Annotated in this window: 14 protein-coding genes and 1 pseudogene; 8 read left to right on the plus strand and 7 right to left on the minus strand. The window is 66.1% G+C overall.

Annotated elements, in window-relative coordinates; all coding sequences use genetic code 11:
- Window positions 1-15: 15 nt before the first annotated feature.
- Window positions 16-942 carry a sterol desaturase family protein gene (locus tag L0U83_RS19665; RefSeq protein ID WP_233885619.1) on the minus strand — a complete coding sequence of 309 codons (927 nt, stop codon included), beginning with the start codon at window positions 940-942 and terminating at the stop codon, window positions 16-18.
- Window positions 943-1,275: 333 nt separating this feature from the next.
- On the opposite strand from L0U83_RS19665, the gene L0U83_RS19670 reads away from it, so the two are divergent.
- The 5 genes from L0U83_RS19670 to L0U83_RS19690 all read left to right on the plus strand — a co-directional run bounded on the left by L0U83_RS19670 (window position 1,276) and on the right by L0U83_RS19690 (window position 5,816).
- On the plus strand, window positions 1,276-2,292 hold the full coding sequence (locus L0U83_RS19670; RefSeq protein ID WP_233885620.1) for a hypothetical protein: 1,017 nt from the start codon (window positions 1,276-1,278) through the stop codon (window positions 2,290-2,292).
- A 114-nt stretch (window positions 2,293-2,406) separates the two neighbouring features.
- On the plus strand, window positions 2,407-2,733 hold the full coding sequence (locus L0U83_RS19675; RefSeq protein WP_233885621.1) for an EF-hand domain-containing protein: 327 nt from the start codon (window positions 2,407-2,409) through the stop codon (window positions 2,731-2,733).
- Window positions 2,734-2,749: 16 nt separating this feature from the next.
- Window positions 2,750-3,463 carry a response regulator gene (locus L0U83_RS19680; RefSeq protein ID WP_233885622.1) on the plus strand — a complete coding sequence of 238 codons (714 nt, stop codon included), beginning with the start codon at window positions 2,750-2,752 and terminating at the stop codon, window positions 3,461-3,463.
- A complete protein-coding gene (locus L0U83_RS19685) occupies window positions 3,463-4,860 on the plus strand; it encodes an ATP-binding protein (RefSeq protein WP_233885624.1) in 1,398 nt (465 codons plus the stop codon). The genes L0U83_RS19680 and L0U83_RS19685 overlap by 1 nt, the downstream gene beginning before the upstream one ends.
- Before the next feature lie 188 nt (window positions 4,861-5,048).
- Window positions 5,049-5,816, plus strand: a complete 768-nt coding sequence (locus tag L0U83_RS19690; protein ID WP_233885626.1) for a DUF4410 domain-containing protein — start codon at window positions 5,049-5,051, stop codon at window positions 5,814-5,816.
- A gap of 199 nt (window positions 5,817-6,015) precedes the next feature.
- On the opposite strand, the gene hpnR is transcribed toward L0U83_RS19690, so the two are convergent.
- From hpnR to L0U83_RS19705, 3 genes are all read right to left on the minus strand, one after another.
- Window positions 6,016-7,560, minus strand: a complete 1,545-nt coding sequence (hpnR, locus tag L0U83_RS19695; protein WP_233885628.1) for a hopanoid C-3 methylase HpnR — start codon at window positions 7,558-7,560, stop codon at window positions 6,016-6,018.
- A gap of 91 nt (window positions 7,561-7,651) precedes the next feature.
- Entirely contained in the window at window positions 7,652-9,142 is a 1,491-nt protein-coding gene (locus tag L0U83_RS19700) for a GntP family permease (protein WP_233885630.1), read from the minus strand.
- Window positions 9,139-10,197 carry a patatin-like phospholipase family protein gene (locus tag L0U83_RS19705; RefSeq protein WP_233885632.1) on the minus strand — a complete coding sequence of 353 codons (1,059 nt, stop codon included), beginning with the start codon at window positions 10,195-10,197 and terminating at the stop codon, window positions 9,139-9,141. Before L0U83_RS19705 ends, L0U83_RS19700 begins: the two co-directional genes overlap by 4 nt.
- Before the next feature lie 196 nt (window positions 10,198-10,393).
- Here L0U83_RS19705 and L0U83_RS19710 point away from each other — a divergent pair.
- Window positions 10,394-11,011 (plus strand): annotated as a pseudogene (locus L0U83_RS19710) (uracil-DNA glycosylase family protein); the annotation flags it as partial.
- Window positions 11,012-11,053: 42 nt separating this feature from the next.
- Window positions 11,054-11,422 (plus strand): DUF488 domain-containing protein, encoded by a 369-nt coding sequence (locus L0U83_RS19715; RefSeq protein WP_233886574.1) that lies wholly within the window; start codon window positions 11,054-11,056, stop codon window positions 11,420-11,422.
- Window positions 11,423-11,455: 33 nt separating this feature from the next.
- Here L0U83_RS19715 and L0U83_RS19720 read toward each other — a convergent pair whose 3' ends face one another.
- On the minus strand, window positions 11,456-12,778 hold the full coding sequence (locus tag L0U83_RS19720; protein WP_233885633.1) for a TIGR00366 family protein: 1,323 nt from the start codon (window positions 12,776-12,778) through the stop codon (window positions 11,456-11,458).
- A gap of 316 nt (window positions 12,779-13,094) precedes the next feature.
- On the opposite strand from L0U83_RS19720, the gene L0U83_RS40835 reads away from it, so the two are divergent.
- Window positions 13,095-13,907: an SH3 domain-containing protein gene (locus L0U83_RS40835; RefSeq protein ID WP_373321094.1), complete on the plus strand. Its 813-nt coding sequence runs from the start codon at window positions 13,095-13,097 to the stop codon at window positions 13,905-13,907.
- 67 nt (window positions 13,908-13,974) lie between these two features.
- On the opposite strand, the gene L0U83_RS19730 is transcribed toward L0U83_RS40835, so the two are convergent.
- Both L0U83_RS19730 and L0U83_RS19735 read right to left on the minus strand, forming a co-directional pair.
- A complete protein-coding gene (locus L0U83_RS19730; RefSeq protein ID WP_373321095.1) occupies window positions 13,975-14,910 on the minus strand; it encodes a hypothetical protein in 936 nt (311 codons plus the stop codon).
- A gap of 299 nt (window positions 14,911-15,209) precedes the next feature.
- Window positions 15,210-15,371, minus strand: coding sequence for a hypothetical protein (locus tag L0U83_RS19735; protein WP_233885635.1), 162 nt, complete (start codon window positions 15,369-15,371; stop codon window positions 15,210-15,212).
- Window positions 15,372-15,514: the final 143 nt, after the last annotated feature.

Genomic DNA, 15,514 nt, shown 5'->3' on the forward strand with positions numbered 1-15,514 from the left:
TCAACCCGCGCTCATTCATCCATGTCGCGCATCCGCGCGCACCGTGGCGAGCGCGCGCTGCTTGCGCAGGTTCTCCGTGGTTTCGCCGCCGCCGTCCGCGCGCCAGCCCGGCGGCAGAAACACATAACGCACGGCGGTCCAGATGCTCTTCGCCGTCACGACGTCGCGTACGAGCGTCGCCCAGTGTTCGAGTTCGACGACGAACGGATTGCGCGAGCGCACGGGCGTAACGAGGCCGTAGCGGCACGGTTCATCGGCGCGCTCTTGCACATATGTGCCGAACAGGCGGTCGAAAACGATCAGGACTCCGCCATAGTTCGCATCGAGGTAATCGACATTCGACGCATGGTGCACGCGATGATTCGACGGCGTATTGAACACGTACTCGAGCCAGCCGAGCTTCGGAATCCACGTGTTGTGCAGCCAGAACTGATAGAGCAGATTCAACGAGAGGATAGCGATCACGACTTCGGGACGCACGCCAAGCCACACGAGCGGCGTGAAGAACATGGCCGGGCCGGTGAGCTTGCCGGTCCACCCCAGCCGGTACGCCGAAGAGAGCGTCAACTGGTTCGGCGAATGGTGCACGGCATGCGTCGCCCAGAAGAAGCGGATGCGGTGCGACGCGCGGTGATACCAGTAATAGCAGAACTCCTGACCGATGAAGACCAGCAGCACGAGCGCAACGGTGTCGATATTCAGCGTAAAGAGGCGGTGCTCCCAGGCGAAGTCGAAGATCGGCGTGGCGAGCGAGAGCGGCAGGAGCGCGAAGAGCTTGCGGCCCGCGAGGTCGGCAAGCGAGAGCCAAACTTCAGACCAATCGAAAGGGGCCTCTCCTTTTGTTGCGCGGCGCTTCCTGAAGGTGAGCACGCATGCCTCGATCAGCGACACGGCAACGACGAACAGCGTGACATAAAACGCGAGTTTTCCAGTGGTGAGCATGATGGATCGTGTGCAAAGGGCGCGTCTAGCGCGGTGAAGAAAGACGCGTATTGCACGGGAAAAGCACCTGCAGCGCGTCGGATGAAGGGGACTGTACTGGCGCGCAGAGGGAAAAACCACGCGCAAAGTATGTCGGGATATGTCACGCGCGCGGCGCGCGAAACACGCCGACAAGCCCGCCGCGGCGCGTGCGTGGGGTGCCGGCGGCCGGGGCCTCGTGACATGTAACACCGCGACATGGTTTATGACGCGACTTGAGCAGAGCCCAGCCCTATAGTTCGTTCCGCTGACACGCCACAGCGTGCCCCCCGAAACGAACCGCAAGGACCTCTGATGAAAACGCTCCCCCTCGTCGTCGCCGCGATCATCGGCTTCGCCAGCGCCCCCGCCTTCGCCGGCTGGTCCGGCCACGGTACGGCGTACACGCCCCACGGCACGTACAACGGCGCGCACTACGGGTCCTGCGGCGGCGGCACCTGCTCGCATGCGGGCGGCGTGGCCGGTCCCTGGGGCGGCGTCGCCACCAACAGCGGCTCGGTGACCCGCACCGCGCCCGGGCAGTTCAGCAACAGCGGCACGGCCTACGGTCCGAACGGCCGCTCGGTCCAGCATTCGGGCGACACGAACTGCGCGAACGGCACCTGCTCGCACACCGGCTCGCTCGACGGCTCGGATGGCCGCAGCGCGAGCACCTCGGGCAGCGTGACGCGCACGGCGCCGGGCCAGTACTCGTCGACGGGCACGGTCACGACGGGCAACGGCAACACCTACGGGCACTCGGCGTCCACCTCCTGCGCGGACAGCACGTGCAATCGCTCGGGCACCGTCACCGGCACGCAGGGCGGCAGCGTCTACCACTCGGGAAGCGCCACGGGCGTCGGCACCGGCGTGGTGACGACGGGCGGCGGCACGACCGTCGTCCACGGCGGCACGGTGACCACGGGCGGCACGACGGTGGTGCATGGCAGCACGGTCACGACGGCGGGTGCGACGGTGGCCGTCGTGGGCGCCCCGGCCCCCGCGCCCGTGCCGGTTGTCGTGACGACGCCGCCGCCCAGCACCACGGTGTACGTCGCGCCGCCGCCGCCCGCGCCCAAGACGGTCGTTGTGGCGCCGGCGCCCGTACCGCAGACGGTTTATGTCGCGCCCGCCGCACCGAAGACCGTCTATGTCGCGCCGCCCGCGCCTCAGCCGGCCGCGCCAAAGGTCGTCTACGTGGCCCCGCCGGCACCCAAGGTCGTCTACGTGGGCCAGCCGCTGCCGCGCGCCGTGTACATCGCGCCGCGCCCCGCAGTGTGGATTCCCGGCCACTGGATCGGCCGCGTGTGGGTCCCCGCCCACTGGGCCTGAATCACCACGGGCGGCTGCGCATTCGCTTGAGCTGCAGCCGCCGTTCGCTTCACCCGCCTCATTCGCTTTATCAACCGGCCGGCAAGCTACGTCGGCCACCTCACGGAGAACACCATGAAGAAGATGATCGCTGCCCTCGTTTTGTGTATCGTTTCAGCAGCGGTTTGCGTGCCGGCATCGGCTCAGGCCTTGCCAGGCAGTTCAGGCGCGACGAACAGTGCCACAACCGGCGACGCGCGCGTCGAACGCATGATGGCGCAGTTGCAAGGGCGCTTCGCCGCCGCGAACACAACGCACGACGGCAAGCTCACGCGCGAACAGGCGCAGGCGGGCATGCCGAGGGTCGCGCAGCACTTCGACGAAATCGACACGCAAAAGGCCGGCTTCGTCACCCTCGCGCAGATCGAGGACTTCATGCGAGCGCGCGCAGCAGCCCGATGAACGCCGGAGGCGGCACATGGAGCAGTCAAACAGGATCATCGTGCTCGACGACGAAGCCGAACTGCGCAACATGCTGCAGCGCTTTCTCACGAGCCAGGGTTTCGAGGTGCGCGCCGTCGCCGACGGCAAGCGCCTCGACCGCCTGCTCCAGCGCGAGCCCTATGACCTGCTCGTGCTCGATCTCATGATGGAGCCCGAAGACGGCCTCACGGTCTGCCGCCGCCTGCGCGCCGAAGGACAGACGCTGCCGATCCTCATGCTCACCGCGAAGGGTGACGCCGCCGACAAGGTGATCGGCCTCGAAACGGGCGCCGACGACTACCTCGCCAAGCCCTTCCTGCCCGACGAACTGGTCGCGCGCATTCGCGCGCTGCTGCGCCGCCAGAAGATGGCCTCGGGCGAACCCACGGTCACCTCGCAAATGCTGCGCTTCGGCGACTTTCAGTTCGACGTTGGCAAACAAACGCTCTACCGCGACGGCGCGGCCGTCGAAGTCCACTCGGCGCAGATGCTGCTGCTTCACGCACTCGGCTCGTCGCCGAATCGCGCCGTGAGCCGCGAGAACCTGCTCGCCCGCGCGCGCGGGCGCGACCACAACGCGCTCGACCGCAGCGTGGACGTGCAGATCCTGCGCCTGCGCCAGATCGTCGAGGACGATCCCGCCAAGCCGCGCTTCATCAAGACCGTCTGGGGCATCGGCTACATGCTGGTGGCCGGCGTCGAATCGTAATGCGCTTGCGTCTGCCGCGCTCCCTGCTCTCGCGCAACATCGCGCTGCTGGTGGCGCTCGTCGCGCTTTCGCAAATCTGCTCGCTCGCCGTGCTTCTGCACTTCGTGCAGCGCCCGCGCATCGAGCGCGCATCGATCATCTTCGCCGATTACGTGAAGCTGCTCGACACCACGCTCGCGTCCATGCCGCCCGATGAAGGTCGCGCGGCCGCAGCCCGGCTCGAGACGCGCAACATAGCGCCACCTCAAGCGCCTGCCGATATGCATCCGAGCCTCGCAGACTTTTTCCGCACCTGGCAGCGCGATGTGTTCGTCGAAGCGCTGCAACGCCATCTGCCGTCCGGCCTGCTGGTGCGCTGGGAAGCGAACCAGGACGAAGCCGGACCCGCGACGGATGGCGAAGCCGCGCAGGAACGTCTGTGGATACGCCTTCACGCGGCGGGCGAACCGGTATGGGTGGCACTTCCCATGACGGCAGACGCGCGCGCGAGCGGCATCACCACGGCGTTGATCCTCTCCGCCGCGCTCGCGCTGCTCGCGGTGCTCACGGGCTACCTGTTGCAGCGACACATCAACCAGCCGCTGCGCAAGCTCGCGCGCGCGGCGCGGCGCGTGAGCGCTGGCGAAACGCCGCCGCCGCTGCCGACCAACGGCCCGACCGAAATCGCGCAAGTCAGCCTCGCCTTCAATCAGATGACCGAAGCGTTGAAGCAGGCCGAGGCCACGCGCGCGCTGATGCTGGCCGGCGTGTCGCACGACATCCGCACGCCGCTCACGAAACTGCGCCTCGCAATCGCGATGGCCTTGCCGCGCGGCAGCAACGATGCGCTCGTAGCCTCGTCCGAGAGTTATCTGGACCAGATCGACACGATCCTCCAGCAGTTCATGGACTACGCGGGCAGCGGCGAGCGCGAAACTCCCCAAACGGGCGACCTCAACGCGCTCGCTGGGCAGCTCGTTGCCGACTTCGCGGGGCTCGGCCATGAGTTCGATTTCGACGAAGGCGAGCTGCCGATGTTCGCGTTCCGGCCCATCGCCGTTATGCGTCTGCTGATGAATCTCATGCAGAACGCTGTGAACTACGGGCGTACAGGTCTGACGATTCGCACCTGGCGCGACGGCGACACCGCCTGCGTGATCGTTGCCGATCGCGGCAACGGCATCCGCGCCGAAGAGCTGGAGCGCCTCAAATCCCCCTTCAGCCGCGGCGCGAACGCCCGCACGCATTCGGGCGGGTCGGGCCTGGGCCTTGCCATCGTCGATCGGATCGCGCGGCTGCACGGCGGCTCGCTCACCTTCCGCGACCGCGAAGGCGGCGGCCTCGAAGCGGTCGTGCGCCTGCCGCTGAACCGTCCCTCAGCAGGCCAGAACGGCGCGCCGCACACCGCGCGTGCATGACATGACTCGACATAATTTGCGCGTGGATTTCGCGCGCCCTACCCCCCATACTTGCGCCTGAGCCTGAGCAACGGAACGAAGCAAACCGCAGCCCAGACGCCGAAGCACCAAGGTCGATAGTTCGCCATCCTGAATGATTTGCGAGTATCGGCAGACACGAGACACTCTTTCAGGCAAAGGACATCGACATGCAATCGCTCATCAACTTCCTCGTCAACAAGGCCAAGCGCGTCGCGGGCGCCACGTTCCTCGCGGGCGCGCTCTTCGCGAGCGGCTGCGCATCGGCCGCGCCTGTCGTGCAAACGAACGGGCCGCTTCCGCAACTGCACGCAGACGTCGTCTACGTCTACACGTTCGACGCCGCCGCCGACCAGGTGCAGCTGGACAGCACCGGCATGCTGCACAAGCTCAAGACGATGGCGAGCGGCGAGTCGTCGGCGCAGCAGCAACAGCAGGCCGCGCTGCAAACGCGCGAGCATCTCGCCGATCAACTCGTGAGTGAACTCCAGAAAATGGGTCTGCCCGCCGTGCGCATGGACGGTCCCGCGCCCGCCGGACGCAACGCGCTGATCGTCGAAGGCCGCATCGACACGATGGGCGCGGGCAGTAGCCGCCGCCGCATGCTGATCGGTCTCGGTGCGGGCAAGAGCGAAGTGGGCGCGACGATCGCCGTGCTGTTCCAGCCGGCCAATGGCGGCGAGCCGCAACCGCTCCTGAGCTTCCAGACGAAGGCGGACAGCGGCCATATGCCCGGCATGGCCGAAACGGCGGGCGTGGGCGCGGCGGCCGGCCATGTCGCAACGGCGGCCGTGGTGGGCGGTGGTCTGCACGGCGCATCGGAGGCAAAGCGCGACACGCTCTCGTCGGATGCCGGCAAACTGGCTCGCTCGATCGCGAAAGAAGTCGCGCAGATCAGCACGCAGAACGGCTGGATGGCAATGGCAACGAAGAGCTAATACGGGGGAAGCACGCTGGGCAGCGCAGCGCGAGGGGCTCATGCCCCTTCCGGCGACGGTTCGATAACCGCCGCCGTTTTTTGTTTACTGGAAAGAACGGCAGCCGCTCGAAAAACGCGTCGCAGCGGCTCTTGAACGCGAACAGCGCGGGCAGACGCTGCGTGCCGAGATGCTGGATCAAGAGGCAGGCCAAAAAAACTCACCCAAGCCCCATGCGCGTCTCGTCGACGAACTTCTCCGTGTCGTCGTCGATCTTGCGGCCCTTGCGGCCGGTGGGGCCATGAATGTAGACGGTCTTCATATCGACCTGCGCCGCGCCGCTCATACCGGGCGGCGGCGTCATCTCGTAGTGGACTTCGCGTGCATGATCGGCCAACTGCAGGCGCGGATCGAACACCGAGTTGAAGCGCCACAGCATGCGCACGAAATTGGTCTGGCCGCGCAACAGCAGATGCGTGGCCTGCCCGGCCGCGCCGCGCAGCGCAGTCCAGCCCATGTGCTTGCGATTGAGCACCTGCTGCGTTTTCACGAGTTCCGCGTAGAACTCGGGAAGCGGGAGCTTCGTCGGCACCACGGCGTGCTGGATGTCGTAGAGCCGGTAGTCGAGGCTCATGAGGCGCCGCGCCTCGCGCTGCCAGTTCTCCGTGCCCGGATACGGCGTATTCACGCTGATGTTGACGATCTCTGGAATCTCCAGGCACCACTTGCGGATCGTCTCGAAGCGTTCGCGGTCCCACTCCGGATCGGCAATCAGGTTGATCGCGACGGTAATCCCCAACGAACGCGCGAACTCGAGCGCCTCGAAGTTCCGGTCGAGGCTGATGCGTTTGCGAAACGCCTTGAGCCCCTCCTCGTCGATCGCCTCCAGACCAAGGAACATGTACTTCAGCCCAATGGACTCCCACAGGCGGAACACGTCCTTGTTGCGCAGAAGCACGTCTCCACGCGTTTCCAGGTAGTAGCGCTTGTTGATGCCACGCCGCTTGATCGCCTCGCCGATCGCCATGCCGTGTTCGGCATGCACGAACGCCACATCGTCGACGATGAACACGCCCGGTTCGCGCAGCGAGGCCAGTTCGTCCACGACGACTTCGGGGCTGCGCGTGCGATAGCTGCGTCCGTAGAACGTCCACGCGCTGCAGAACGTGCAGTCCCACGGGCAGCCACGCGCGAATTCGATGGAGGCGCACGGATCGAGCGTGCCGATGAAGTACTTGCGGCGATGGCGCAGCAGGTCGCGCGCGGGCCGCACAGGATCGAGATTCTCGACGAAGCGTGGCGACGGCCCCGAGCCATGGTGCGTCAAGACGCCGGGCACGGCGAGCAGATCCGCGCCGTGCGACACCGCTTCGAGTAGTTCGTTCACCGAAGCTTCGCCTTCGCCGCGCAGCACGCAGTCGATCGCGCCTTCGGCATGGCGCAGCAGATCGTGCGCGGTGAATGACACGCTGTGCCCGCCCACGAACACGAAGCACGAGGGCAGCGCAGCCTTCACGGCCTTCGAAAGGTCGATGATCTCAGGAATGTTGGCCAGATAGTTGCCCGAAAAGCAGAGCGCTTCGGGCTTCCAGTTGCGCACCATGCGCATGAGGTCGCGGTGCGTCTCGACCTGCAGATCGAGAAGCCGCACGTCGTGGCCGGCGTCGCGCGCCGTGCCGGCCACGGATTCGAGACCCAGCGGCTCGAGCCGCAGGAACACGCGCGTGTACATCAGTCCGCTCGGGTGGACTGCAAGCAATTTCATGAAGCCTCCTGGCGAAAGGCCGCTGCATCGCGAGAGTCTACGCGCGTTGGCGGATCGTTGCCCAGCGGCGTGTCTCGCGCGGGAACAACGTTCAGAAACTGCCGAACAGCGTCCCGAGCACGATCACCACGGCGAGCGCGATGAGCGCGCCGACGATGCTCACCACTACGAGGTCGCGGTAGCTTTCGCGATGCGTCGAACCGCACACGGCCAACAGCGTCACCACGGCGCCGTTGTGCGGCAGGCTGTCGAGCGTGCCCGACGACATCACGGCCACGCGGTGCAGCAAAGCCGGATTGATGCCGTGCTGGGCGGCGAGCTGCATGTAGGTGCCGCCGAGCGCGTCGAGCGCGATGGTCAACCCGCCCGAGGCAGAGCCCGTGAGCCCGGCGAGCAGGTTCGTGGCCACGGCGAGCGAAACGAGCGGGCCACCACCGATGCCGAGCACCCAGTCGCGCACGGCTTCGAACGCGGGCAAGGCGGCAATCACGGCGCCGTAGCCCACGAGGCTGCCCACGCTCAGCACCGGCAGCACCGACGCGTTCGCGCCCGCATCGACGCTCTCGCGCAGCGCACCGAGCCGCCCGCGATTCAACGCCACCAGCACGATAATGCCGAGCGCGAGCGCAACCGAAACACCCCACACCCCCGCCACCGCCGAAAGCGTGGTCGAGCCCCAGCGCGGTTCGGCCAGGTAGGACGCGTCGATGCGCGGAAACACCACGACGTTCATCACGAAGTTCATCGCCACGACGACCACGAGCGGCGCGAGCGCGACGAAGGGCGACGGCGGCCCGGCATGGTCCGATGCCGCTGCGCCATTGCCGATTTCGGCAGGGTCGAAGGCTTGCGCGAGGCTCGCGCGCTCGCGCACGAGCGAGGACTTGCCACGATCTTCGTCGTCGGCGCCGCCGTCGTCTGGCTCGACGAAGCCCTCGCCGTTGCGCCGCGCCGCTGTCGCCGCGCGCCCGAGCCACCAGAGGCCGAAGCCCGCCATCACGAGGCTCGCGATCACGCCGAGTCCCGGCGCCGCGAACGGCGTCGTACCGAAAAACGGCATGGGAATAGCGTTTTGCAGCGCGGGCGTGCCGGGCAGCGCCGACATCGTGAAGGTCGCCGTGCCGAGCATGATCGCGGCGGGCATCAGGCGGCGCGGAATATCGGCGGAGCGAAAGAGCGCCTGCGCCATGGGCGCGAGCACGAAGAACGCGACGAAGAGGCTCACGCCGCCATAAGTGACGAGCGCGCCGCCCAGCACCACGGCCACGAGTGCGTGACGCGTGCCGAGCTTGTCGATCATGAGGCGCGCCACGGCATCCACCGAGCCGCTGTCCTCCATCAGCTTGCCGAACAGCGAGCCGAGCAAAAAGAGCGGAAAAAACTGGGCGAGAAAGCGGCCCGTGCTCGACATGAAAGTTTGCGTCCAGTGCGCGAGCACCGGCTCGCCGGAAATGAGCGCGGCCAGCATGGCGCACAGCGGCGCAAGCAGCAGCACGCTCCAGCCGCGATACGCGAGCCAGATCAACAGCGAGAGGCTCGCGAGCATGCCCGCGAGGCCGATGACAAGCGTGCCCGCGCTCATTGCAGCACCCCTTCGAGCAGCGCCTCGAAGTCGAACGTCGACGCCTCGCCGAGTTGCGCGCCGTGCTGCGCGAGGAATTCATCGGCGGTGCGGCGGCCTTCGTCGCGCAGCATCGTGATGAACGACCACTCGGCGTTGAGCTTCGACGACGAGCCCAGCGTGACGAGCTTCGCGCTATGCACGCGATGCAGGCGCATACCCGCCCAGCGGCGGCCCTCCTCGCTGCCCGCGTCCGCGACCTTGTGCAGCAGCGCCATCATGCGCAGTTCCTTGAGTAGCGGCGAGTTGAACGCGATCTCATTCACGCGGTTGATGATGTCGCGCGCCGAGCGCGGCGTGCCCGCGCGCTCCACGGGGTTCACCTGCACGAGGATCGTGTCGATCGAATCGGTCTCGCGAATCAGCGGCGTCATGGTGGGATTGCCCGCGTACCCGCCGTCCCAGTAGGCTTCGCCGTCGATCTCGACGGCCTGGAAGAGCGTGGGCAGGCAAGCCGAGGCGAGCAGTGCGTCAGGCGTGACGTCGGCATTGCGGAACACGCGCGCCTGGCCGTTGGAGACGCGCGTGGCCGTGACGAAAAGCTTGATGCGCGAGTGACGCAATGCGTCGAAATCAATGGTGTCGGCGAGGATCGTGCGCAAAGGATTCACGCGCCCCGGATTCAGATCGTATGGCGAGACGACGCGCGCCATCATGTCGAGCGCGACAAACACGGGCGAATGGTCGAGCGACCAGCGACCGAGCAGGATGTCGACGGGGCCGCGCCGGAACGGGCTGAAGCGCGCTGCGTCGGACACGCGGCGCCAGAAGTGCTCGAGCGCCTCGCGCGCGCCGGCCGCGCCGCCGCGCGCATGGCCGCCCGCGAGCACGGCGGCGTTCATCGCGCCCGCCGAGGTGCCGGAAATGCCTTCGATCTGCAGCCACGGTTCTTCGAGCAGGCGGTCCAGCACGCCCCATGTGTAGGCGCCATGGGAGCCGCCGCCTTGCAGCGCGAGATCGACGAGCAAGGGCTCGTTGCGGGTCGTGCGGGTTGACGTCTCGGCTTCGGCGGGCATTGCGGCTCCGTTCCAGATCGACCACGAGCGAGGTTACAGGAAAAGCGCAAATGGCCGCACGAGAATGACGCAGCGCGCAATGCGGGTTCACGCGGCTTCACGCGCGCTTGCGCTGGCTCGAATCGTGCTGGACAGAGCGGCGCGCCAAGGGGGCGTTTGGTAGACTGGATCTTCTGTCACGCTTTCCAGCCTTGCCGTGTCGAATGCCCATCCGCTTCACGGGCCGCTTTCGCTATCGGACCCGCTTCCTGCCCTGCTCGCCGAAATCCGCGCCTGCCATGCCTGCGCGGACGCGCTGCCGCTCGGCCCGCGCCCAGTGCTTCAGGCGAGCGAAACGGCAAGTCTGCTGATCGTTGGCCAGGCACCGGGCGCAAAGGTCCATGCCTCAGGCGTGCCGTGGGATGACGCGAGCGGCAAACGGCTGCGCGCGTGGCTCGGCATCGATAGCGAAACGTTTTACGACGCGGCCCAGGTCGCGCTCGTGCCGATGGGCTTTTGCTACCCCGGACGAGGCGCGGGTGGAGATAACCCGCCGCGCCCGGAATGCGCCCCGCTCTGGCACGCGCGGCTCATCAAGCAATTGCGCGGCGTGCGGCTGACGCTGCTCGTCGGCCAGTATGCCCAGCGCTATTTTCTGGGCAGCGAGCGACGCGGCTCGCTCACCGAAACAGTGGCAGCCTGGCGCGACTATGCACCCAATTTCGTGCCGCTTCCGCATCCGTCGCCACGCAATCAGGTGTGGTTCAAGCGTCACCCGTGGTTCGATCACGATGTCGTGCCCGCGCTGCAGGCGCGCGTGCAGGCGTTGCTGGCACCCGGGCAGCGCCACGCGCCATCCTCAACCAGGGAACCGACAATGACGAAACCGGCAATCGATATCCAGCGAGTCTACGAGCCGCTGCCCGAGGATGGGCGCCACTGCTTTCTGGTGGACCGGCTGTGGCCGCGCGGCCTGAGCAAGGAAAAACTCGCGAACGTGGAATGGGCGAAAGCGGTCGCGCCGAGCACCGAACTGCGCCAATGGTTCCACAAGGATCCGGAACAGTGGGACGAATTCAAGAAGCGCTATCTGGCCGAGCTGAACGCCAACCCGGACGCCTGGCATCCGCTCGCCGAAGCGGCCGGTAAGGGGCACATCTCCCTGCTCTATGGCTCGCACGACACGCAGCGCAATCATGCGATCGTGCTGCGCGACTATCTGGCGAAGCACACGAAGCACAAATGAGCGGGCGGCGCGCAGGCGCCGCCCGCCTCACGCTCAAAAGAGATACATCCCTGCGACGAACACCACGCCCGAGAACAGCAGCGTGGTCACGCAGTAACCCATGATGTCGCGCACGCCAAGGCCTGCGATCGCGAGCGCGGGCAGCGCCCAGAACGGCTGCGCCATGTTGGTCCACGCCTCGCCGTAGGCGATCGCCATCGCCGACTTGCCGAGGTCCGCGCCGAGCGCCTGCGCCGCCGGCATCACGAACGGCCCCTGCACGACCCAGTGGCCGCCGCCCGAAGGCACCGCGAAGTTGATCACCGCCGAGCTGAGAAACACGAGCAGCGGAAACGTGTGCACGTTCGCGATATCGACGAACCACTTCGTGATGACACCCGCGAGACCCGAGTGGTCCATGAGCGCCTGAATGCCCGCGTAGAACGGAAACTGGATCATGATGCCCGAGGCGCCCCTCGCGGCGCCGGCCACGGCACGCGCGTAGGCCATCGGCGTTTTATGCAGCACGAGGCCAGCCGCGAGGAACACGAGATTCACGGTGTCGATGTCGAGCGCGAAGCCCTTCGTGTGAAAGCGGATGCCAAGGAACACGAAACACAAAGCCGCCACCAGCAGCGAGAGCGCGCGGCTTTCCTCGATGCGCTCGGCGAAGGTCGCGTCCGGTCCGAGCTTGCGCTCGACGCTCGGCGGATCTTCGAGCAGCGCGGGGTCGACCGAGACCACATCTTCGGGCTTCGGCATCATGAGGCGCACGAGAATCGGCAGCAGCACGATCAGGCCGAGCGTGATGAACGCGTTGTAGCCCGTGAAAATAGTTTGCGAGACCGGGATCAGGCCAACGGCCTTTTCCATCGGATTGCCCTTCGTGGCCGCCACGAGCGGCACCGAGCCGGAAAGCCCGCCGTGCCACGTGAGAAAGCCCATGTACGCGGCGGCGACGAGCAGCCGGTAGTCCGTGCCGCGCACCCGCCGCGCCACTTCGCGCGAAAACATCGCGCCGAGCACGAGGCCGAAGCCCCAGTTGATCGCGCAGGCAATCGCGCCCACGAACGCAACCAGCATCACACCCTGGCCCGGCGTGCGCGCGCAACTCGCCAACGCGACGAGCATGCGCTTGATCGGGCCGGAACTGGCGAGCGCATGGCCGGTCACGAGAATCAGGACCATCTGCATCGCGAACGCGAGCAGGTTCCAGAAGCCCGAACCCCACATCATGACTAGCGCTTCGGGCGGCTGCGGCGTGAGCGAGAACGCCAGCACGAAAGTCACGACGGTGAGGAGAATGGCGAAGATGAGCGGGTCCGGCAAGATCCGATGCACTACGCCGGTAAAGAAATGGGAAATACGCTGAATCACGATGGTCTGCTCCTCGTCTGCTGATACGGAATCGGCCGCGTGTTTTCTTGGATGCGAACCGAGGCCGCGATTTTTGCACAGCGCGGCACAATGCGTGTCCGCCGCCGGCAATTCGGCAACCGCGCGCTGAACGCCGCGCCGGACCCGCGATTGCGTGCCCGCACGAAATAAGCCGTAACACGCTCAAACTCGCCCTAAAAGTCTTATCTGCTACCGTAGACGTTGCTATCTCAATAAATATCCGGGTGACTCCGCCCGGCGGGAGGCAGCAATGCGCAAGCAGTTTCTCGGTGTCGTGCTCGCCGCGCTAGCCGGCATGTTCGTGGCTTCGCCGCCCGCACACGCCCAATCGCAGGCATTCACGAATCAGACCGTCAATCTCTACGCCGGACCCGCAGCCGATTTCCCTATCGTCGCCCAGATACCGGGAGGCGTGGCAGTGACGGTGTGGGGTTGCGTCGCTGGCTTTAGCTGGTGCGACATCGGTTTTCCGGGCCTGCGAGGCTGGGTCTACGGCACCTTTATCAGCTATCCGTGGCAAGGACAGCGGGTGCCGGTGATGAGCTATGGCCCGCGAATCGGTCTGCCCGTCGTGACGTTCTCGCTCGGCGCGTACTGGGGCAGTCACTACCGCGACCGGCCATGGTTCTCCAATCAATCGCGGTGGGCGCGCCATCCGGGGCCGCGGCCCGTGCCGCCGCCGCCCGTGCGGCCGCGGCCGCCCAGCGGCCGTCCGCCCAGCGGCGCTCGGCCGCCTGGTCAAGGCGGCGGGAATCGTCCACCTAACCAAGGCGGAGGGCATCGTCCGCCCAACAACAACGCGGGACAGGGAAACCGGCCACCCGGCGCGGGCCCCGGAAACAACAACGCGCGGCCTCCAGGACAAGGGAATGCCCGACCGCCTGGCCAGGGCGGCGGACGGCCACAGGGACAAGGCGGCGGGCGACCGTCCGGTGGCGGGAATAATCGGCCGCAGGGTGGTGGTGGCGGCGGTGGTGGGTCTGGCGGTGGCGGTGGCGGAGGCGGCGGCGGCGGCGGAGGCGGCGGCGGGTCTGGTGGCGGCAGCGGCGGCGGTGGCGGCGGCGGGTCTGGTGGTGGTGGCGGCGGTCGTCCACCTCCGGGTGGTTGACGCGGCGACGCGCGCGAGCAAGTCCATGCACAAGCATGCCACGCCCGCGCTGGCTACATCGCCACACTCAGAACCGATAGCCGATACCCCCCAGGATCACGTCCGTATCGCGGCTATAGCGCGTAACGACGCGATTCCACGTAACGCGCGCGGCCCAGTGCTGCGTCAAGCGATATGAAGCCGAGACGGAAATGAGGCCCGAGAGAATACCGTCGCCGGTATCGCGCTCGTCGGGGTGCTCGCCGTGGTGAATCGCGGCGTAGAGGCCCGCTCCGAACCCCAGCGTGAGACGCTTGTCGAAAAACGCGCGCGTGAGCCAGAGTTGCGCCGTCGCGCCATCGCGCCGCGCCGAGATGCCATTCCCCTCGTGCAAATACCCCACCGTAGCGTCGAGAAAGGAGTTGATGCCGCGCCGGTACTCGATCGCCTCGGCCGCCGATGTCTGCGATTCGAGGCTATTGAGGATCGTCTCGCCCGCCATCAGCGTGATCTCGTTGTTCGTCACTTTCTGCGTGCGCGGCAACGCGAAATCGCGCGGGCCTGGCGTATCGGGCGCGTCGAGCTGGTAGCCGACGCCCAGCATGAGCGATGTCGTCGATGGACCGCGCGATACCTGCACGCGATTGAGCTGCAGGTTCGCAGTCCAGCGATTCGCGGCGTACCAGGTAGCGCGCGCGCTATAGAGCACGCCCCAACCGTGCGTGTCGGACCAGCCTTGGCCCTGGGACGCGGCTTCGGTGTCGAAATAGCGATACGGCCCGACGCCTACCGCAAACACAAAGCGGCGCTGCGCGAGCGGCAGGCGCGCCCACGCCTGGATGCTCTGCCCGTCGCGGTGATGATTGGGAATATGGCCTTCGTTCAACCACGCTATGCTGCCAGCAAAATACTGGCCGAAACCCTCCGTGTAATCCATTTGCCACGAATAGGTATGATCGGCGCCGCTCTTGAGCGGCCCTGTATAGAGCGTGAACTCCTGCGCGCAAACCGGTCCGGAAGCCATAGCGAGCGCGCTGACTGCAACACTGGATGCGGCTAGCGACGTGATGTTTTTCATTGCTTGCTTTGGCGCCTTGCGGTTTCGATGGCGAGACTCGCTGCAAGCAAAATGTATGCAACGAAACGCGGAGCATATCGCGCCGCGATATTTTTTGTGTGACCCCGCTCTTTCAATTAATTACGAGATGTCGCAGCACAAATATCCGATTTTTATTTCGTCATCCTTATTACATGACTTAAAAAGAAACGCCGCACAGAAGTGCGGCGTTTTGCCCTGCAGTCAGTTTCGCAGTCGGCGCAATTTCAGTGCACGTGATGGCACACACGTTCAGCGTGATGGTGAACGTGTTCGACGTGGCACACCTCGTGGTGATACGGTGCGGCGACAGCAGCGAGCGGCGCGAAGAGCGCGGCGCAGGAAATCAGGGCAAACAGGCGGACAACGGGCTTGGTAACGGCGTTCATGACTCGGCTTTTGCGTGTGAAAACAGCGTGGGTTGGAACCAAAAGCCAGCACTGTATCGCAGAGTGTTCCGCAGCGTATTACATGAATGTAACGGGCGTAGCGCTCAATGAAACGCTCTTGACACGCGTTGCTGCACGACACC

The sequence above is a fragment of the Paraburkholderia flagellata genome (genome assembly GCF_021390645.1).
In the GTDB taxonomy this organism is placed as follows: Bacteria; Pseudomonadota; Gammaproteobacteria; order Burkholderiales; family Burkholderiaceae; genus Paraburkholderia; species Paraburkholderia flagellata.

Coding starts and splice junctions, on each gene's coding strand:
- L0U83_RS19665 (WP_233885619.1), bottom strand. CDS start 942: ATGCTCACCACTGGAAAACTCGCGTTTTATGTCACGCTGTTCGTCGTT.
- L0U83_RS19670 (WP_233885620.1), top strand. CDS start 1,276: ATGAAAACGCTCCCCCTCGTCGTCGCCGCGATCATCGGCTTCGCCAGC.
- L0U83_RS19675 (WP_233885621.1), top strand. CDS start 2,407: ATGAAGAAGATGATCGCTGCCCTCGTTTTGTGTATCGTTTCAGCAGCG.
- L0U83_RS19680 (WP_233885622.1), top strand. CDS start 2,750: ATGGAGCAGTCAAACAGGATCATCGTGCTCGACGACGAAGCCGAACTG.
- L0U83_RS19685 (WP_233885624.1), top strand. CDS start 3,463: ATGCGCTTGCGTCTGCCGCGCTCCCTGCTCTCGCGCAACATCGCGCTG.
- L0U83_RS19690 (WP_233885626.1), top strand. CDS start 5,049: ATGCAATCGCTCATCAACTTCCTCGTCAACAAGGCCAAGCGCGTCGCG.
- hpnR (WP_233885628.1), bottom strand. CDS start 7,560: ATGAAATTGCTTGCAGTCCACCCGAGCGGACTGATGTACACGCGCGTG.
- L0U83_RS19700 (WP_233885630.1), bottom strand. CDS start 9,142: ATGAGCGCGGGCACGCTTGTCATCGGCCTCGCGGGCATGCTCGCGAGC.
- L0U83_RS19705 (WP_233885632.1), bottom strand. CDS start 10,197: ATGCCCGCCGAAGCCGAGACGTCAACCCGCACGACCCGCAACGAGCCC.
- L0U83_RS19715 (WP_233886574.1), top strand. CDS start 11,054: ATGACGAAACCGGCAATCGATATCCAGCGAGTCTACGAGCCGCTGCCC.
- L0U83_RS40835 (WP_373321094.1), top strand. CDS start 13,095: ATGTTCGTGGCTTCGCCGCCCGCACACGCCCAATCGCAGGCATTCACG.
- L0U83_RS19730 (WP_373321095.1), bottom strand. CDS start 14,910: ATGGCTTCCGGACCGGTTTGCGCGCAGGAGTTCACGCTCTATACAGGG.
- L0U83_RS19735 (WP_233885635.1), bottom strand. CDS start 15,371: ATGAACGCCGTTACCAAGCCCGTTGTCCGCCTGTTTGCCCTGATTTCC.